Consider the following 20,058-nt stretch of genomic DNA (forward strand, 5'->3'; position numbering starts at 1 on the left):
GATTCGCTGACCCCCAGTCTGTATCCAGGAGCCACTGTTGGGCCATTCACAACCAGGACCCGGCGAGCTGCACGAACAGCACCACCACCGAGCGGGCCGCGACCCGGTAGTGGGTGCTGGTGACCGGTGGCGCGATGTTCCATGCACTGATGTCCTCAGGTGAGGGCAGGGAGGTGTCGATCCAGCGTCGCCAGGGGGTGCTGCCCCCATCGGCTGCCGGCAGGGCGAAATCCAGAGCCTCCCAGTAGGCATTGGCGATGACGTGCAGCCGGAAGCTGCCGTCGTAACTGGTGATCCTTACTGCCAGCGACCGGGAGGATTCGCCCCAGTCGGGTTCGTGGAGGGACACCCCATGCCATTCGATCTGGCTCTCCTTCAACAGATCATTGAGGCTCACCTGCCGCTGATTGACCACGATGTCGCGCCGCATCCGGTGGGCGATCAACTCCTTCACGAAGCGGTGGATGTTCGGGTGTCGATCGAGCAGGGTCCAGTCGAACCAGCTGATTTCGTTGTCCTGTCCGTAGGGGTTGTTGTTCCCCTGCTGGCTGCGGCACACCTCGTCACCCATGGAGAGCATCGGCGTACCGACCGCCAGCAGCAACAGGGTCAGGGCGTTGCGGATCTGCTTCTGGCGCAGTGCCAGCACCAGGGGGTCGCTGCTCGGACCTTCGCTGCCGCAGTTCCAACTGGCGTTGTCGTCGGCACCGTCGCGGTTCTCCTCGCCGTTGGCGAGGTTGTGCTTGTCGTTGTAAGCCACCAGATCGGCCAGGGTGAAGCCGTCGTGGCAGGTAATGAAATTCACGCTCTGCTCCGCCTCCCGTTCCTCATGGCCATAGATGTCTGGGCTGCCCAGCAGGCGCAGCGCCGCTTTCGGCACCTGGCCGGCATCACCCTTGAGGAAGCGGCGGATGTCATCGCGGAAGTGGCCGTTCCATTCCTGCCAGCTGTCGCCGATGAAGCTGCCCACCTGATACAGCCCGGCCGCATCCCAGGCCTCGGCGATCAGCTTGGTACCAGCCAGCAGGGGGTCGGTCTCGATGTCCCAGAGCACAGGAGGGAGGGGGGTGGGTTTGCCGTCCTCGTCGCGGGCCAGCACGGAGGCAAGATCGAAGCGGAAGCCATCCACGTGCATGTGCTTCACCCAGTGGCGCAGGCTGTGGCGGATCAGCCGCCGCACGATCGGGTGGTTGGCGTTGAAGGTGTTGCCGGTGCCGCTGTAGTTGGCATAGCGGCTTCGATCCGCCTCGAGTAGGTAGTAGGCCTCGTTGGCCAGGCCGCGAAAACAGAAGCTGGGCCCGCGGTGATCACCCTCGGCGGTGTGGTTGTAGACCACATCGAGGATCACCTCAATGCCGGCGCGGTGCAGAGCCTTGACCAGATCGCGGAACTCATCGATGGGTCCGAGCAGGTCGGTCCGGGAGCTGTAGCCGGGGTGGGGGGCGAACAGGGAAATCGGTGAATAGCCCCAGTAATTCGTTCTGCCCTCGGGGGCATCGAGCCGATCGAACTGAAACACCGGCAGCAGCTCCACCGCAGTGATGCCCAGGTCCTGGAGATAGGGGATCTTCTCGATCAAGCCGGAGTAGGTACCCGCGCGCTCCGGCGCCACCCCGGAGCTGGGGTGGCAGGTGAAGCCGCGAACATGCAGCTCGTACACCACCGTTTCCCGGCGGGGACGGCGGAGGGGAGTGTCGCCCTCCCAGTCGTAGAGCGTGGGATCGGCCACGACGCTCTTCATCGCCGTGGCCAGACCATCGCCGCTGGAGCGTCCGGCCTGGCGCTCGTAGCCCGGTGGCGTCACCACTGCCAGGCTGTAGGGATCCAGCAGTAGGTTTCGCCCGTCGAAGCGCAGACCCTGATCGGGCCGCCAGGGGCCGTGCACCCGGTAGCCGTAGATCTGGCCGGGACCCAGGCCCGCCACCAGGCAATGCCAGTAGTGGTAGGTGCGCTGATGCACCGGATCGAGCTCAACAACACAGCTGGGCTCCGCAGCGTCCTCCCGATCGAACAGGAGCAGTTCGACCCTGGAGGCGTACTTGGAATAGATGCAGAAGTTCACCCCCTCAGCCGTGACAAGGGCACCGAGATGGGCGCTGCTGCCGTTCCAGGTCGTGCATGCCCCCATGGCCTGAGCCGACCTGCGGTGACTTGGTGATTCATCCTCTCCCAGGTCCATCCCCTCCATGGCCGGCACCAGCTGGGGTTGGGATCAAACTGCATACAACAGACCGCCGGGCTGGCCCCCCATCCATGACGATCCATGCGTTGGCACCCTGTCTCTCTGGCTCTGCCCTTCGATCTGGTGATCTCCAGACGGTTGCCACCGATGGGCTGACCGGCTGGCTCACCTCGGCCCTCCAGCTGATGCCGCGCATCGTGGAGTCGTGGATCGTGATGGTTGCCATGGATGCACCAGGCGAAGGACCCCTCAGCCCTGCGCGGGGAGGGCCGCCGCCTCCCCAGCTGGTTTCGCCCAGAGCCGTCGGAAAATGGAGCCGAAGGCCCCCTGGGGCTCGCCCCTTTGGGGCTTCAGATCACTGAGACAGTGCAGACCCGGATGGCCTGCAGCTTGCGGGCGATCGTGAAGGCCTTTTCTATCGGCACGAAGCGGATTTTCGTTACGGGCTTGCCTCGCTTCCCGAAGAAGCACTGCTCGCAGGGATGGGCGCCGCCCTTGAGGCCATCGGGATGGAAGTGGACGATGACGCGGCGGATTTCGCAGCTGGGGGCAGAGGTTGTGGCCATGGCCTTGAGGTGAGGAACCCGACCGCTCAGCGCGGCCCGCGCAGGGAAGGCAGGGGGCGCGAAGCGCCTCGCGTCAGCCCTTGCCGAACCGAGCAGGCCAGCGCAGCCTTCGGGTGCTTCTCACGAGGCCTTGGCGGGGACACTCCCCAGCGGTGCTGACCTGGGCCGCGTTCGTACATGGCTGCTGCCGATCCGGGTCGGCGTTGATCGTGTCCTGCGGCAGGCTTCCAGGTGTGGCGCTTGCTTGGCCACGGGTGCAGGTCTGGGCGCCAGGCCTATCAGCCCGCTTTCAGCGCATCGTTGTCACCTGGGGCTCCAGCTGAGGTCGCGCCCGAGCCGGTCAGATCCATATTACTTCTGGTAGTACTGGTGTTCTCTGTGATGGGGTCGTCGTTGCTGCTTCCCCGCCCCACTTCCGCGGCGCCCGGCTGGCTCCCGGCTCAGCGACAGACGATGGCGGCTGCGAGGAGTGGCTCTATCTGGATGAGGAGGTGCTGGTGGCCAGACGCAGCAGCAAGCTTTGCCTCACCTGCCACGTCTTCCGGCACCACGCTGGTGTGAACTGCACCCCGCTGCTCACCCGCCGCTGCCAGGGGTGGACCAAAGCCATGGCCCGCCAGCGGGGAGTTGCTTCCAGCCCAGCCGGTGCCGCTGCTCAAGAACCGCCGGGAGATCAGCCGGGCTGAGACCCTCAAGCCCTGAGAAGAGAAGCGCAAGGCGGGCTGGAGTCCCTGCACCCCCCATGGTGATCACCGTCCACATCGGTCTCCCCCATCAAGCTGAGCTCTTTAACGGATGGCCCCCTCCTTGCCGATGAGCAGCAGCCGTTAGCCCGTCGTTTCATTTGGTCGATCCACAAGGTCAACCCCACCGCGTGCGCGATGAGCACGTCGATTCGATCGGGGAGGCCTGGGCGTTTGCCAGCCGCTGGGCTGATCAAGCAGGCAGGAAGGTGGAGCCCGCAGGCTGTTTCACTGAGGCGTCACCGGGCTGAGCCGCGGCGCCTGGGAGGGATCCACGAGGGGCGGCAGGGGGGCATCGGAAACGGCTTGGTCGGCGTTCTGGGTGTAGGCCACGGTGTAGAGCTGGGGCTCGGCCTTAAGAACCAGTCCCTTGAGCCGCTCCAGATGCTGCGCAAAGGCAGGGCTGGACCGCATGGCCAGATAGGCCTCGACGGAGCTGAAGTGGGCGTAGTTGACGGCGCGGCTGCGATCGAGGCTGAGGTGCAGGTTGGCGCTGAGGCTGCCCGGGAAGACGCCTTGCAGGCGCTTGTATTCGCTCACCTGGGTGGCCACGAAGGCCTCGGCCTGATCTGGATCCAGATGAAACACGTTGATCAGCACGATGCCATCACCGACACGGATCGCGTTGACAGGAAAGCCGTTGACGGAGCTGGTTGGGGACTCGCTCATGGGTGTGGTGCAGGGGGAAGGTTCAGAGAATGCCGCCATTCACCTGAAGCGTCTGGCCGTTCACCCAGCGGGCGTCATCGGAGGCGAGGAAAGCCACCACATCCGCCAGATCGGCGGGTTGACCGAGGCGACCCAAGGGAGTGGCAGCGATCAGATGGGCCAGTGCATCGGCTGGCATCACCAGGCCGTCTGTGTCGGTGACCCCGGGGCCGATCTGATTGACGGTGATGCCACGGGGGCCGAGCTCCTTGGAGAGGGCCATGCCGAACTGCTCCACCGCCGCCTTGCTGGCGGCGTAGACACCGGCGGCGGGCAGGGCCTGGCGGGTGGCACCGCTGGCCAGATTGATGATCCGGCCACCGTCGGCCACGTGGCGGGCCGCCTCCTGCAGGGCAAAGAACGTGCCGCGGGCATTGGTGCCCATCACCCGGTCATAGTCCTCTTCCTCGATCTCCGTCGTGGGTTTGAACACGGATACCCCGACGTTGTTGACGACGATGTCGATGTGGCCGAAGTGCTCGAGCACGGCGGCGAACAGGGCCCGGGTCTGGCTCACATGGCTGAGGTCGGATTGGAGTGCCAGAGCCCGCACCCCACCGGCTTGAATCGCGGCCGCCACGGCCTCTGCCTTCTCGCGATTGCCGGCGTAGGTGAGCACCACATCGGCTCCATCACGCCCCAGCCGCTCAGCGATGGCCCGGCCGATGCCGCGGGATCCGCCCGTGACCAGGGCCACCTTGCCTTGCAATCGGGTCATCGCCGGTGTGGTGCCTCTAGGACGGTGGGGATCGATCGGCAACCTATGGCGACCCGCCATGGAAAGGAAGGACTTACCTTCAGGTGCGTTGCCGGGCCAGGCTGCCAGCTGGAATGAGCGCAACTCTGCCGACGGGGACTGATCCCACCGAAGGCACCACCTTCGTGAAAGCTGCCCTCAAGGTTCTGCAGGGCAAGTGGACCTTGCCGATTCTCTGGCAGCTGCGGGAGAACCCTCAGCGCTATGGAGATCTTCGCCGCGCGATCCCGGAGATCAGCGACAAGGTGCTGACCCAGCACCTGCGCAACCTGGAACGCGGCGGGTTGGTGGAGCGGGAGGTGATGCCTGCAAAACCGCCGCAAGTGAGTTATCGCTTCAGCACCTACGGCCGCAGCCTGATACCACTGATTCAGGCACTCTGTGCCTGGGGAGAGCAGCACCTGCAGCGCCAGGACCGCTCTGAATGATCCCTCAGATTGGCTGCCACGCGCCTCCACAACCTGCAGGCAGGCGGCAAGGTTCAGGGAGATGGCCACTGAGGAGGGCGCCACCAAACTGGCTGCATTCGGCCTGATCAACGGGCTGGCTCAGCTTCCATGGGGTAGATCTGCCCTCCATGAGCCAATGGGGTCGCCGAACGATTCCTCTGGCTTCAGGCCTGGCGACCTGGCCTTTCCCTGTGGGCTCCCATTGTCCAGAAGCTGGGATGCCTCCTGGACGGCGCGACGTCGGATCTCAAGAATGTGCCCGATTTCACGGGCGAAGCTGGGCTGACGTTCGATCATTTGATTGACGACGTGACCTGATATCTTCATCACTTCAAGGTCATAAAGGGCCGTGACGGTAACGGAACTCGGGTCACCGGAGAACAAGGCCATCTCACCGAAGAACTCTCCGGATCGCAAGGAGAGGACCTCTCGATCCTGCTGATGACCATCAGTTGTGGACATCACCGCCTGGCCCGACACAATGATGTAAAGGGCATTCCCAGCATGGCCTTGCCGCACCACTTTTTCGCCGGCGGCAAAATGCTGAAGAGAGATACCCAAGGAAGGAGCCTGCATCAATTCCTGTTCCTTGTTCAGCGGCACATAGGCTGGCAGAGCCTGCAAGCTCTCTGCGAACTTCTTGGAAATTCCCTTCTGCTGAGAAGTTGGGCCATTGAAGTGGTAAAGAGTGCGAATCGGAAAGGGAATCGAAAGATTGTTGCGCTTGGCGGCATACCACACCCTGGTCATGAAGCGTTCACGAATATTCTCAATGTCACCATAATCTCGAATGAAGAACTTTACCTCATAAGTTACAGCCGAATCGGAGTAGTCGAGAGTAAACACATTGGGTTCTGGATCCGCCAAGACTCCCTTTGTCTCCAGTGCCGTGCTCTTCAGCACTTGCCGAGCAAGATTAGGTGGATCATTATAAGAAAATCCCAGCTTGATTCTCTCGGCGTGGATTGGGGTCGGTTGCGTAAAGTTGCGGATCATTTCACTGCTGATCAGCTTATGAGGGATCACAACCATTTCGTGTTCGAGTGTCAGCAGACGAACGGCCCGCCAGTTGATGTCAATCACCTGACCCACCACCCCATTCACCTCAAGCCAGTCACCTACGGAGAAAGGTCGTTCAAACAGAAGGGCGATGCCGGACATCACGCTTCCGAGGGTGTCTTGAAGCGCCAGACCGATAACGATCGAGCTCACACCCAACGCAGTGACCAGCCCGGCCAAATCGGCATCCCAAACAGTGGCCAGAACGAAGGCTGTGCCAAGAAGAATCAGAAAAAGGCGTGCAAGATCAACCAACAGCTTGGGAACTCTTGATCTCCATGTATCGGCTTCTGCTTTCTCGAAAAGAGCAAGGTTGAGCAGAGAAAGAGCTGCATGAATCATGCAGATCCAAAGAATTGTCTCTCCAGTCTTGAAGATGCGAGTGCTGGTACTAAGGCCAAGAACATGCTGCAAGAATAACAGCCCAATGAAGATGGGAATGATCAGGTTGCGAAGCAGTCGCAAGGTTTCAGCCAAGCCTTCTCCATGTCGCCGCAGCCGATGGATCGCTTCACCAAGCAGGACAGACAACAGCGGAAAGCCAACTGCCAGTATCCCCACCCAAAGAATGAAGGAGCTCGAGATCATCAGGATTGCTCGCGTGAAGTTGTTTCCACAGACATCAAAGTACCCTTGATGGTCCACGCTTTCAGAGTGATCGGCTCATGATCTGGAACCTTGTCGAGTTGTTCGAAAGGATAAAGGTCTTCGAGGCGATGGTGGACAGTCTGCGACACGAGAATTGAACCTGGTGTGCATGCATCCTTCAGCTCGACGGCGAGATTCATCGTTTTGCCCCAGACGTCATAGACAACCTTGCTCTTGCCAACGATGCCAACCGCGATGTCGCCAGAATCGATGCCAACTTTTAAGTTAAGATCAAAGCCACGCTCTAGATTGAATCTACGGATGACACCAAACATCTCGATGCAACAGTCGACCGCTCGTCTATCATGGTCGAGATACGGGGCGGATAATCCACAGACAGCCAGATAGCGATCACCAATCGTTTTGATCTTTTCGATACCATGACTGAGAGCGATATCATCAAACGATGCAACCAGATCATTGAGAATTGCAACCGACTCAAAAGCACTGAGGGTGGCAGCAAGCTCAGAAAATCCTGTCACTTGCATGTACAACACCGCAACATTTGAAATGTCTTCGGCTATTTGCTTCTCACCACGCTGCAGACGCCGTGCAATGGCTGCCGGGAACACACTCAAAAGAAGGCTTTCATTTTCCTGGCTCTTTTGTTCCACCAGTTCTCGTTGGGAACGCAAGCTATGCAGCATCGAATTAAACGAACGACCGAGTTCACCAAATTCATCTCCAGTTTCAAGGGTTGGGATCGACTCCAGCTCGCCAGTGGCCACCTTGCGAGCACTGCTGATCAGAGCATTGATCGGCTTCACGAAAAAGTGTGCAAGACCCATCGCCACTACAGTGGTGAGGAGGATCAAGAGTGTTGCCGAAATGAGTACCTGGCGCTGAAAAGAGTGGATCGGCTCATAGGCCTCGCTAAGATCAATCTCGGCAAGGATGACCCAATCTAGATCCTTGATCTTTAATGGGGAAAAGGAACTAAGAACGGAGATATTTCGATAGTCCTTGATAATCTCGGTGCCCTGCTTTCCTGTTAGGGCCTGGTTGACAGCTTGAGTCTTGACAAGCAACTGAAGAATTGTGGTATCAAACTGTTTAATCCTTCTGATGATATCTTCCTTGATATTCAGCGAACGAAGACTGGCAAAGAAAGCCTTTGGATCTTCGATCAGAAACCGGGACGTTGACCGCATCAGCTGGTCGTTACCAACCAAGTAGGTTTCGCCGGAGTTACCGAGACCATCTTCCTTCCAGTTGCGATTACCAGTCATCACATTGTTGATCTCATTCACCGGCATCTGGAAGGCCAGGATTCCAACCAACTCTGATCCTCGATAGATAGGCGCTGCGATGAAGGCAGCGGGCGCGTCATAAGACGGAGGATAGGGAGCAAAGTCCACAAGCCTGGTGTAATTCCGCTCCTTCGCATCCATTACTGTGCGTACAAGATTTGCCAGATTTGTGCTTTTATATGGTCCACTCAACAGATTAGTTGCATAATCAGTTTCCTTGAATACGGTATAGACAATTGTTCCTTCGGGGTCGATCAAGAACATGTCATAATAGCCAAATCGTTCGATTGTATTCCGGAAGATCGGATGGTATGTGGCGTGCACCCTCGAATATGCGCTGTCGTCAGGAGCTCTGTTGAGAAGTTGTTTCTTGCCAACAGGATTAGGATTGGCTGCGATATACTGAAACTGAAGATATTGCGAAGCTGGCGGCTTGGGCAAATAGGAGTGGAGGATAGGTGTTCCTGAGCGCCCCTGCATTAGACGCGGCAAAAAGATTTGAGCGTAGTATTCTGACAACTTCCTATCTGCTTCTTTGGACAATGAAGTCTTGTTCAGCTGCTTGTGAGCGGATGTAAACTCTTGCACTGCAGAGATTACCGATGGATTCTCACTGAGGGTCTGAGTGTGATTGCGAATGGTTTGAAAGTAGGACTCAATCTGGTGTGCTTTAGAGGCCCGCACACTGGTCAGTTGATTGGATACCCGGTTGGTGAGATTCTCTTTGCCGCTCCGATAGCCAAGGACGGCTGTGACAAAGATTGAAAGGCCGCTCACTGCGAGCAGCATCAAGATCAGCTTTGACTTGATGCTCAAATGACTCAGCAAAGGCATTGATTCAGCGAGCTCAAAAGAAGGCTATCAGTGAAGACGCTTTCGAAACCGTATCGAAGCGGTGAGCTTGCCGATAATCTGTAGCATAAACTTCCAACAGCTGCATAACTGTAGCAACCGTGGCACTTCCGGCCCCTCCCCTCCCCCGGCCAACTGCTTGGTTGTTGGCACAATTGCGGCGATCATGGCTCAGTGACAGGGCAGTCGTGGAGTGAGATGCAGCGGGAGCGGACAGAATCACCGGCAAGGGGAGGAACAGAACGTGGATGTTGCAGCTTTCGTTAGACAACTGACGTTGAATCCGGACATGCGCACCATTTCAGAGGACCATGCGCAGACGTTTCAGCACATCCAATCCTGGTTTGAAGGAAGCCTCACTTGAGCACGTGTATGAATGAGCGAGCTGGTTGAAGCAATCCTGGACTCTCTGTGCTGACTGGCCCCGATCCGCCAAGCCAACCGAAGCACGAACGAACCCGCCGTTATCACGGGCATGTTCAGTTCCTGGTGCCGCACGTTCAGCTGGTTGTCGTGACTGGAGCCGATGGTCGACCCAAAGCCATGCCTACTTGGATGGGAAAGGTGATGGCGAGGCCTGCATAAGCCTCTGCTTACGGGGCGGACACCCGCCCCTTCTTGACCTCACTGGATCTGGCCTGCTCACCCAAGCCAATGGGCTGGAAGATGCTGTCAAGTCCGATCTGGTGCGAGCCGCCGGCTATGTGAGCACCAAGAAGGTCGGCAGTGAATGGCTGAAGTTCACCGCCTTTGATACGGTGTTGCTTGAGGCCAAGGGCGTCAGCCATCGGAGATGGTGGTGGCAACGGCAACTTGCTGGTGGTCTGCACCAATTATCCGACCCGCACGTTAGCCGCCTAGTTCTGCGATCAACGCGAAGACCTACGCCTGGGTTACGGCCTTGGGCTTCCACCCATCAGGATGGTCATTCCGGTGAGAATCACGCTGCCGCCGATCACGTCTCGCAGGGTGAGAGGAACCCCCTCCACCAGCTGCAGCCAGATCAGGGCCATCGCCACATACACGGCGCCATAGGAGGCGTAAACACGCCCAGCCGCTGTGGGGTGGAGGGTAAGCAGCCAGGCGAACAGCCCGAGTGAGAAGGCCGCTGGGATCAGCAGCCAAACCGAGCGCTGTTGTCGCAGCACCTGATCGGTGAGGTAGCAGCCCAGGATCTCGGCAACTGCGGTGAACAGAAAGAGCCCGGTGGACCTCAACACGGCACAGAGGTGAAGCGAATCCAGTATTGCCACGCGGTCTGATCAGCTGCGCTGCCGATGCAATGGGCAGCGGTACGACACCTTCAAAGCCCGGTGACGAGGCCACCGGGCTCTGAAGGTGTTTGGTAGATGGGACGGAGTGGCTGACGCTGGCACCTGGGGCCAGGGTTCCAGTGGGACTTCCCGTTGGGTCCGGGGCACCTATAGCGGTGCAATGGACGGCGACGGCGTAACACGCCAGGGAAGCCAGAGATCCGATGAGAGTGTTGGAGCAGGGGCCGGATCGTCAGCGCGCTCCTCACACCTGCTCGGGTGGGGTGTCGTCCATCTTCTGGAGCCTCCCGGTTGCTGATGTCATCACCATCGATCCGCCGGCCGCAGGTGGCAAGACTTTCCTGTCAGGAGGACACCGCTTGTGATCTGCGGCAACGGCTCTTCATGAACCGGTCGCTGTTCACGCCAACGGCCGCCCCTTCCAGGTCCAACCGCGGCCGCTGAGGGTGCGCCACACCGACACCGGACCGATCGCGGCCACCACCAGGCCACCGGCTCCCATCAGCCACCAGAGGGTGAGCGGCACCTGGAACTGGCGGCGGGTCCACAGGCGCAGGAGAAGCTGCAGGCCGATGCCCATCAGGGCGAGGGCAAGGGCGCGCAGCAGGAGCAGTCGCTGGCCGGGCAGCAGCGCGGCCGCAATCGCAGCGGCCGGTGTCAGCAACCATGGGCCGCTGAACATCAGCAGCACCACTGAGGAGGCCGCCAGGGCCCTGGCCACATCGCCATCGAGGCCCAGCAGCCAGTTCTTGGTCCAGCCTTCCCAGAGAGAGGCGAAATCGCTGTACATGCGCAGCTCGAGCGCATCCAGCCCCAGCAGGTAGCGCAGACGATGGCCACCTTGCTTGATCCGCCGCGCCAGGGCCAGGTCCTCCACCACCTCTGCCGCCAGGTCCCGGTGGCCGCCGATCGCTAGGTAGGCGCTGCGGCGAAACAGCATGAACGGCCCGGCGGCGAAGGCCACCGGACTGGCGGGATCATTGGCGGCTTCGATCGGAAAGCCGAGCCCCAGCAGGCTGGCCATGATCGGCTGCACCATCCACTCCGCCAGGCAGCCGCAGCTCAGCCGCGGCGCCAGGCTGAACAGGTCGGCCCCGTCTGCGATCGTCTGGGCCAGGGCGCGTCGCAGGGTGGCCGGCTGCAAGCGCACGTCGGCATCGACGAACAGCACCCAATCACTGCTTACCTGCTCCATGGCGCGGCTGCAGGCCCAGTTCTTGCCCACCCAGCGTTCGCCCACCGGCCGGGGCCCGGCATCGAGCAGCGAGAAGCGCGGCTCCGTGGCGCCGCAGGCCCCTGCCGCCTCCAGGGCGATCGCCACCGTGGCATCGCTGGAACGATCGTCCACCAGCAGCACCCGCCAGTCGCCACAGGGGTCCTCGCTGCTCAGCAGGCTGGTGAGGCAGGCGGCGATGTTGGCCGCTTCGTTGTAGGCGGGCACCACCACCGTGAGTGAGGTGTTGGCCAGGGTCGCTGAAGCGTCCGATCCCGGCTCCGGCCGTTCCGCCAGCCTGGGCGCCCGCGCAAACACCCGCGCCAGGCCGGCGATCAGGATCACCAGGCCAAGGGCGGCGGTGGCGGCCAGCGTCAGCAGAACCCAGGCGAGGGCCGTGGCTGGATCCATGCCGTAGCCCTCAAGGTTGTTCCGCCCATGGTGGCCCGGCTCACGCATCACCCTGAACCGATCCAGGATTGGCGGATGACGACTGAGGCCCCCACTTCCGCGCCACGGTTGATCGACGGTCCCGATGCCGCGCCGGCCACCGTGCTGCTAGCCCACGGGGCCGGTGCACCGATGGACAGCGCGTTCATGGCGGCCATCGCCAGCGGCCTTACGCAGCAGGGCTGGCGAGTGGTGCGCTTTGAGTTCCCCTACATGGCCCGGATGCGCGAGACGGGCCGCCGCCAGGGGCCTGAACGGATGCCGGTGCTGCAGGAGGCGTTCCGCCAGCAGGTGCAGCTGGAGACGGGCGAGGCCCGGAGCGGCCCCTGTTCATCGGCGGCAAGTCGATGGGCGGCCGTGTGGCCAGCCTGCTGGTGGATGAACTGGCCGCCAGCGACGGGGTGCGCGGTTGTCTGTGCCTGGGTTATCCCTTCCACCCGCCCGGCAAGCCGCTGCAGCTGCGCACCGAGCACCTGGCCGCCTTGCGGACGCCCACCTTGATCCTGCAGGGGGAGCGGGACAGCTTCGGGCGGCGGGAGGAGGTGGAGTCCTACAACCTTTCTCCCCAGATACAGCTGAGCTGGATCCCAGGTGGGGACCACAGCTTCAAGCCCACCCGCAGTTCGGGCCTCAGCGAAGCGGAGAACTGGGCCACGGCGGTGGCGTTGAGTGATCAGTTCCTGCGGGAGCTGTTGTTCCGCTGAGCTCCACAGCCGAGTTGCCCAACACCTACCTGGTGCGGCCAGAGACCCAGCTGCGGGATTGAACCGGCAATCCGCTGTCAAGCTGGTGGGGTGACTCACTGCGCAGCGTCATGGAACAGGTGGTGAGCGAGTGGGTGCAGGGAGTTGGGCTGAAGAGTGGGGAAGCAGATCTGAGCTGAGCATTGCCACGGCTGAGATCCGCATCACCACCATGGACAACCAGCCGGGGACAGATGGGGATAGGCCCTATGTGCTGTTCGTGAATCAGAGCGAGTACGGCAAGGCCCGCTTCCTGCGCACCAACGTGCTCTCGAGCAGGGCGGACCTCAAGAAGGACACGGCCCTGCGCTTTAGGCAGGAGGTGAAACGCCTCCCCGCTGCCTTTGGGCCGGGGGATGCCGAACAGCAGCTTTGCCCTGTTCAACCTTGGCAACCAGCTGTTGATCGCCGGGTCGCGGGAAGCTGCGGCGGGTGATCAAGGCCCAGCCCCATGGTCCCTGGCTGCAACGGCAAGAGATCTGCGCTTGGAAGTCCGGCTGCCCTGAGCTGGGGTAGATCGATGGGCACTGACAAAGCTCCATTACCCTCAAGACCCCTCCCGGCGAGCCCGATCGCCAAGTTCACGTCGCTGACCGTTCCATGGACGACCAACGCTTGAGCCTCTACGCAGAACTGATCAACAAGCTGCTGAAGTGCCCCAGCGGGGAGCAGAACACGATCCTCAACGCCCACCCAGAGCTGCTCGATGAGGGATTGGTGGCGGCGATGCAGCACTATTCGGAAACTCTGCGGCAGCAGGGGACTACCGATGCAGCCGGGTTTCTGGAGAATCTTGGCCAACAGATTTCGGAGTTCATCCGGCAGGGCGATTCGCCGCAGGAGCCCCCATCAGCGGAGAGGCAGCAGGCCTATGTCGATCTGATTCAACTTCTACTAGCGTGCCAAGTCGGAGAAGAGCAACGGATCCTGGAGGCACACAGCGAACTCCTGGATCAGGGACTTTTGCGGATGTGTGAGCAGGTGGCCATGGGGCTGGTGGAGCAGCACAACCAGCAAGCTGCTGCCTGGCTGCGCAGCTTTGCCGCCCAACTGGCGAATGGTGTACCTGCCGCCAAAGCTAGCCACTCGATTGAGCAAGAAGCATTTTTGATGCAGTTATTGCAGACGGTTGCAGACAGCAATGGCGATCCGGCGAGCGTGCTCTCTCTCCTCAGCGCTAATTTGTCGCTGCTGAACACTGATCTGGCAGCCCTGTTGAGCAACTGGTTTCCAGGTGCAATCGAACAGGCAGATGAAGGCCAGCGACAGGCCCTGGCCGCCGTTCTTGACAACCTTGGATCTTTACTGCAGGAGTATCAACTTGGCAGTTCGCGATCCAATCTGCTGATCGCCATCGAAGCCTATACCAATGCCTTGCGGGTCTACACAGAAGCCGAGCTATCGCAAGCCTGGGCCATCACAAACGTTAATCTCGGCATCGCCTACAGCAAGCTTGCCCCGTTCTCAGAGAATCCGAAACAACAGATCGAGAACGCCATCGAGGCCTATACCAATGCCTTGCGGGTCAGAACAGAAGCCGAACTACCGCAAGCCTGGGCCGCCACAAACTTTAATCTCGGCAACGCCTACCTGGAACTTGCGCCGTTCTCAGAGAATCCGAAACAACAGATCGAGAAAGGCATCGAGGCCTATACCAATGCCTTGCGGGTCAGAACAGAAGCCGAACTACCGCAAGCCTGGGCCGACACAAACTTTAATCTCGGCATCGCCTACAGCAATCTTGCCCCGTACTCAGAGAATCCGAAACAACAGATCGAGAACGCCATCGAGGCCTATACCAATGCCTTGCGGGTCAGAACAGAAGCCGAACTACCGCAAGCCTGGGCCGCCACAAACGTTAATCTCGGCATCGCCTACAGCAATCTTGCTCCGTTCTCAGAGAATCCGAAACAACAGATCGAGAACGCCATCGAGGCCTATACCAATGCCTTGCGGGTCAGAACAGAAGCCGAACTACCGCAAGCCTGGGCCGCCACAACCAATAATCTCGGCGCCGCCTACGGCGATCTTGCCCCGTACTCAGAGAATCCGAAACAACAGATCGAGCACGCCATCGAGGCCTATACCAATGCCTTGCGGGTCAAAACAGAAGCCGAGCTGCCGCAAGACTGGGCCGACACAACCAATAATCTCGGCGCCGCCTACCTCGATCTTGCCCCGTTCTCAGAGAATCCGAAACAACAGATCGAGAACGCCATCGAGGCCTATACCAATGCCTTGCGGGTCAAAACAGAAGCCGAACTACCGCAAGCCTGGGCCGACACAACCAATAATCTCGGCAGCGCCTACAGGAAACTTTCCCCGTTTACAGAGAATCCGAAAGAACAGATCGAAAACGCCATCGAGGCCTATACGAGTGCCTTGCGGGTCAGAACAGAAGCGGAGCTGCCGCAAGCCTGGGCCGCCACAACCAATAATCTCGGCAACGCCTACGGCGATCTTGCGCCGTTCATAAAGAATCCGAAACAGCAGATCGAGAAAGCTATCGAGGCGTTTACCAATGCCTTGCGGGTCAGAACAGAAGCCGAACTACCGCAAGCCTGGGCCGCCACAAACTTTAATCTCGGCAACGCCTACGGCGATCTTGCGCCGTTCATAGAGAATCCGAAACAACAAATCGAGAACGCCATCGAGGCCTATACCAATGCCTTGCGGGTCTTCACAGAAGCGGAGCAGCCGCAAGACTGGGCCGCCACAAACTTTAATCTCGGCAACGCCTACCTGGAACTTGCGCCGTTCTCAGAGAATCCTAAACAACAGATCGAGAAAGGCATCGAGGCCTATACCAATGCCTTGCGGGTCAGAACAGAAGCCGAGCTGCCGCGCGACTGGGCAATCACAAACAGTAATCTCAGCTTCGCCTACAGCAAGCTTGCCCCGTTCTCAGAGAATCCGAAACAAGAGACCGAGAAAGCCACCGAGGCCTATACCAATGCCTTGCGGGTCTTCACAGAAGCCGAGTTGTCGCAAGAATATGCAATGAAAAATAGTAATCTTGGTAACGCCTCCATGGAACATGCCCAGTTCTCAGAGGATCCGAAACATCAGATCGAGAAAGCCATCAAGGCCTATACCAATGCCTTGCGCGACTACACAGAAGCGGTGTCCCCGCAAGCCTGGGCCAGCACAAGCTTTAATCTCGGCAACGCATACTGCAACTTTGCGCCGTTTTCGGAGAGACCCAAACAACAGATCGAGAACGCCATCGAGGCCTATACCAATGCCTTGCGGGTCTTCACAGAACCCGCGCTTCCGCAAGACTGGGCCGCCACAACCAATAACATCGGTAACGCCTACATCAAGCTTGCTCCGTTCTCAGAGAGTCCGAAACAACAGATCGAGAAAGCCATCGAGGCCTTTACCAATGCCTTGCGGATCACAACAGAAGCCGAGCTGCCGCAAGCCTGGGCCACCACAAACAATAATCTCGGGAGCGCCTACCGCGATCTTGCCCCGATCTCAGAGAATCCGAAACAACAGATCGAAAACGCCATCGAGGCCTTTACCAATGCCTTGCGGATCAGAACAGAAGCCGAGCTGCCGCAAGACTGGGCCGCCACAAACAATAATCTCGGCAGCGCTTATCGCGATCTTGCCCCGATCGCAGAGAATCCGAAACAAGAGATCGAAAACGCCATAGAGGCCTATACCAATGCCTTGCGGGTCTTCACAGAAGCCGAACTGCCGCAAGACTGGGCCGCCATAAACAGTAATCTCGGCAACGCCCACCTCGATCTTGCCCCGTTCTCAGAGAATCCGAAACAACACATCGAGAAAGCAATCGAGGCCTATACCAATGCCTTGCGGGTCTACACAGAAGCCGAGCTTCCGCATACCTGGGCCGCCACAAACAATAATCTCGGCGCCGCCTACAGCGATCTTACCCCGTTCTCAGAGATTCCGAAACAACAGATCATGAAGGCCATTGAGGTCTATACCAATGCCTTGCGGGTCTACACAGAAGCCGAGATGCCGCAAGCTTGGGCCACCATACACAATAATCTCGGCACCGCCTACGGCGATCTTGCCCCGTACTCAGAGAATCCGAAACAACAGATCAAGAAAGCCATCGAGGTCTATACCAATGCCTTGCGGGTCAGAACAGAAGCCGAGCTGCCGCGAGACTGGGCCACCACAAACAATAATCTCGGCGCCGCCTACAGCAAACTTGCCTCGTACTCAGAGAATCCGAAACAACAAATCAAGAAAGCCATCGAGGTCTATACCAATGCCTTGCGGGTCAGAACAGAAGCCGAGCTGCCGCAAGACTGGGCCACCACAAACAATAATCTCGGCAACGCCTACCTCGATCTTGCGCCGTTCTCAGAGAATCCGAAACAACAGATCGAGAAAGCCATCGAAGCCTATACCAATGCCTTGCGGATCAGAACAGAAGCCGAGCTACCGCAAGCCTGGGCCGACACAACAAATAATCTCGGCGCCGCCTACAGCAAACTTGCCCCGTTCTCAGAGAATCCGAAACAACAGAACGAAAACGCCATCGAGGCCTATACGAGTGCCTTGCGGGTCAGAACAGAAGCCGAGCTGCCTCAAGCCTGGGCCAACACAAACTTTAATCTCGGCATCGCCTACGGCGATCTTGCCCCATACTCAGAGAATCCGAAACAACACATTGAGAACGCCATCGAGGCCTATACCAATGCCTTACGGGTGAGAACAGAAGCCGAGCTGCCGCAAGCCTGGGCCGACACAAACACTAACCTTGGCAACGCATACTTCAGATTTGCGCCGTTTTCGGAGAGTCCCAAACAACAGGTCAAGAAGGCCATCGAGGTCTATACCAATGCCTTGCGGGTCTACACAGAAGCCGAACTGCCGCAAGCTTGGGCCACCATACACAATAATCTCGGCGCCGCCTACCGCGATCTTGCCCCGTTCTCAGAGAATCCGAAACAACAGATCGAGAATGCCATCAAGGCCTTTGCCGATGCCTTGCGGGTCTACACAGAAGCCGAGCTGCCGCAAGACTGGGCCGCCACTAACAATAATCTCGGCAACGCCTACGGCGATCTTGCCCCGTTCTCAGAGAATCCGAAACAACAAATCGAGAACGCCATCGAGGCCTATACCAATGCCTTGCGGGTCTACACAGAAGCCGAACTATCGCAAGCCTGGGCCACCACAAACAATAATCTTGGCGCCGCCTACAGCAAACTTGCCCCGTTCTCAGAGAATCCGAAACAAGAGATTGAAAACGCCATCGAGGCCTTTACCAATGCCTTGCGGATTCGGGATTCGGTGACCCGCTCCGCAGATTGCCTATCGACAGCCAGGAACCTTGGCGATCTGGGCTTTAAGAACAACCTGCGCGATGTTGCCATCAACGGCTACAAGCTCGCCATCTCTGCCGTGGAAAACCTGCGCTCGGTTGCGATTGATCCCAAGCGTAAAGCCGAGATTGTGGCCCAAGCCATCGAGGTGTACGCCAACCTCGTGCAGGTGTATGTGGATACCGAGCACTACGAAGAAGCCCTTGAGGTGGCTGATCGTTCAAAAGCCCGCAATCTCGTCGAACTGTTAGCCACCAAAGACCTCTATCCCAAGGGAGACATCCCACCAGAAGTGATTCGCCGCCTGGATGCCCTGCGCGGCTCCATAGCCCGGGTTGAACGGCAGCTCAACAAGACAGACGCAGCACAAGGCACCATCGCAGAGGGTGGATCGATTGCCAGAGGCGATACTCGTACCCTGAATCTAGGGCCGCCGAAACAACAGGCCTATCAGGTCTCCACCAACCGGCTGCTGCGGGAAAAGCAAGAACTCGAGCACCTGATCCAGGTCGACATTCAACCCATTGACCCCACCTTCTCCTTGAGCCAGAAGGTGCAGCCTCTTACCTTTGAGCAGTTGCAAGCCGCCCTGCCGGATGGGCGCACAGCCCTGGTGAGTTGGTATGTGGCAGGAGACAGGCTGGTGGCCTTTCTTGTGTCAGCACAAGCCGCACAGCCAACCTGTCATGTGTACCCAGAAGACACTCTTAAGAATCTGATCCAAGCCCTGACCAGCTACATTCAAACCTACCTTCAGGAGAAAGAGGAATGGGCACGATCCCTGCCCAAGACGCTGATGGAATTAGCCGGGATTCTGGAGATTGATTCCCTGGCCAGAAAGATCTCAGAGATGGCCCCGGATGCGGATCAGTTGATCCTGGTTCCCCACCGCTTTCTGCACCTGCTCCCGCTCCACTGCCTGTCGCTGAGTGAGTCGAACAACACGCTGTTGGATCATTTTGCCCGCGGTGTGCGCTTTGCCCCCAGCCTGCAGGTGCTTCAGCTGGTTCAGCAGCGCCCGCAGACTGGCCTTGATTCTCTGTTTGCCATCGAGAACCCCACCCGGGATCTCCCCTACACCGATCTCGAAGTTGAGGCCATCCATCCCCTGTTTGGCCCCCAGCCCACGGTGCTCAGGCAACAGGCAGCCACCAAAGCCGCACTGGAGCGGAACAGCTCCACCCTGGCCAGCAGCACCTGCCTCCACTTCTCCTGCCACGGCACGTTCAACTTTGCGCAACCGCAGCTTTCGGCCCTCATCCTGGCCGACAGCCACGTGGAGTCTCAGCCAGACGATGCCGATCCCGACCGCTACCTGCCGCAACTGGACGGGGGCGCCCTCGACCTCACCAGGTGCCTCACCCTGCTCGATCTCTTCCAGCTGGACCTGCGCCAGGCACGCCTTGTCACCCTCTCCGCCTGTGAAACCGGCCTGAGCGAGATCAACAGCCTGAGCGATGAGTTTGTGGGCCTCAGCAGTGGTTTTCTCTTTGCCGGCTGCAACAGCGTCATCGGTACTCTCTGGACCGTGAGCGACATCAGCACCGGCCTGCTGATGGCTGAGTTCTACCGCCTGCTCAAGCAGCAGGAGCAAACCCCGAGGCAAACCGATGTGGCCATTGCCCTCAAGCAAGCCCAGCACTGGCTGCGCCACCTCACCTGTGAGCAGGCCGTGGCACGGATCGAGGATGCGCTGCCCAGCCTCCCTGAAGCGGTGCGCCCCAACTACACCTACGACATCCAGGAGCTGAAGCGGCGGCATCAGCCAACCGATTGCCTCTACAGCAGCCCGTTTTATTGGGCGGCCTTCTGCGCGGTCGGGCAATAGGCCGCCCGGCAAGCCTCGCTATTG

The 20,058-nt window shown here is 59.4% G+C and carries 12 protein-coding genes and 2 pseudogenes; 6 read left to right on the forward strand and 8 right to left on the reverse strand.

The annotated features are described in order from the left end of the window. Nucleotides 1-46 precede the first annotated feature (46 nt). The 4 genes from glgX to ACXMDP_RS09360 form a co-directional block, all read right to left on the reverse strand. Nucleotides 47-2,128, reverse strand: a complete 2,082-nt coding sequence (glgX, locus tag ACXMDP_RS09345) for a glycogen debranching protein GlgX (protein WP_259729330.1) — start codon at nucleotides 2,126-2,128, stop codon at nucleotides 47-49. A gap of 404 nt (nucleotides 2,129-2,532) precedes the next feature. Next, nucleotides 2,533-2,748, reverse strand: coding sequence for a hypothetical protein (locus ACXMDP_RS09350; protein WP_259729329.1), 216 nt, complete (start codon nucleotides 2,746-2,748; stop codon nucleotides 2,533-2,535). A 971-nt stretch (nucleotides 2,749-3,719) separates the two neighbouring features. Continuing rightward, nucleotides 3,720-4,160: an antibiotic biosynthesis monooxygenase family protein gene (locus ACXMDP_RS09355; RefSeq protein ID WP_259729328.1), complete on the reverse strand. Its 441-nt coding sequence runs from the start codon at nucleotides 4,158-4,160 to the stop codon at nucleotides 3,720-3,722. A gap of 22 nt (nucleotides 4,161-4,182) precedes the next feature. Further along, nucleotides 4,183-4,917 (reverse strand): glucose 1-dehydrogenase, encoded by a 735-nt coding sequence (locus tag ACXMDP_RS09360; protein ID WP_259729327.1) that lies wholly within the window; start codon nucleotides 4,915-4,917, stop codon nucleotides 4,183-4,185. A gap of 113 nt (nucleotides 4,918-5,030) precedes the next feature. Between ACXMDP_RS09360 and ACXMDP_RS09365 the strand changes: the two genes are divergently transcribed. Then, a complete protein-coding gene (locus ACXMDP_RS09365) occupies nucleotides 5,031-5,384 on the forward strand; it encodes a winged helix-turn-helix transcriptional regulator (RefSeq protein ID WP_259729326.1) in 354 nt (117 codons plus the stop codon). 120 nt (nucleotides 5,385-5,504) lie between these two features. On the opposite strand, the gene ACXMDP_RS09370 is transcribed toward ACXMDP_RS09365, so the two are convergent. Continuing rightward, nucleotides 5,505-7,052, reverse strand: a complete 1,548-nt coding sequence (locus tag ACXMDP_RS09370; protein ID WP_259729325.1) for a mechanosensitive ion channel family protein — start codon at nucleotides 7,050-7,052, stop codon at nucleotides 5,505-5,507. Then, a complete protein-coding gene (locus ACXMDP_RS09375; RefSeq protein ID WP_259729324.1) occupies nucleotides 7,052-9,196 on the reverse strand; it encodes an adenylate/guanylate cyclase domain-containing protein in 2,145 nt (714 codons plus the stop codon). The genes ACXMDP_RS09370 and ACXMDP_RS09375 overlap by 1 nt, the downstream gene beginning before the upstream one ends. Before the next feature lie 599 nt (nucleotides 9,197-9,795). Here ACXMDP_RS09375 and ACXMDP_RS09380 point away from each other — a divergent pair. Further along, nucleotides 9,796-9,999 (forward strand): annotated as a pseudogene (locus ACXMDP_RS09380) (hypothetical protein); the annotation flags it as partial. Between the two features lie 108 nt (nucleotides 10,000-10,107). Here the strand turns inward: ACXMDP_RS09380 and ACXMDP_RS09385 are convergent. Both ACXMDP_RS09385 and ACXMDP_RS09390 read right to left on the reverse strand, forming a co-directional pair. Continuing rightward, the gene (locus ACXMDP_RS09385; RefSeq protein WP_259729323.1) at nucleotides 10,108-10,434 is read right to left on the reverse strand and encodes a YnfA family protein; all 327 of its coding nucleotides are present in this window, start codon (nucleotides 10,432-10,434) and stop codon (nucleotides 10,108-10,110) included. A 454-nt stretch (nucleotides 10,435-10,888) separates the two neighbouring features. Further along, entirely contained in the window at nucleotides 10,889-12,112 is a 1,224-nt protein-coding gene (locus tag ACXMDP_RS09390; RefSeq protein WP_259729673.1) for a glycosyltransferase, read from the reverse strand. Nucleotides 12,113-12,298: 186 nt separating this feature from the next. Here ACXMDP_RS09390 and ACXMDP_RS09395 point away from each other — a divergent pair. From ACXMDP_RS09395 to ACXMDP_RS09410, 4 genes and pseudogenes are all read left to right on the forward strand, one after another. Then, nucleotides 12,299-12,388, forward strand: a pseudogene (locus ACXMDP_RS09395) (alpha/beta family hydrolase); the annotation flags it as partial. Between the two features lie 110 nt (nucleotides 12,389-12,498). Continuing rightward, the gene (locus tag ACXMDP_RS09400) at nucleotides 12,499-12,855 is read left to right on the forward strand and encodes an alpha/beta hydrolase family protein (RefSeq protein WP_311134118.1); all 357 of its coding nucleotides are present in this window, start codon (nucleotides 12,499-12,501) and stop codon (nucleotides 12,853-12,855) included. A gap of 211 nt (nucleotides 12,856-13,066) precedes the next feature. Next, nucleotides 13,067-13,330, forward strand: coding sequence for a hypothetical protein (locus ACXMDP_RS09405; protein ID WP_259729322.1), 264 nt, complete (start codon nucleotides 13,067-13,069; stop codon nucleotides 13,328-13,330). A gap of 164 nt (nucleotides 13,331-13,494) precedes the next feature. Beyond that, nucleotides 13,495-20,034, forward strand: coding sequence for a CHAT domain-containing protein (locus tag ACXMDP_RS09410; protein ID WP_457766743.1), 6,540 nt, complete (start codon nucleotides 13,495-13,497; stop codon nucleotides 20,032-20,034). Nucleotides 20,035-20,058: the final 24 nt, after the last annotated feature.

It is taken from the genome of Cyanobium sp. ULC065 (assembly GCF_977927515.1).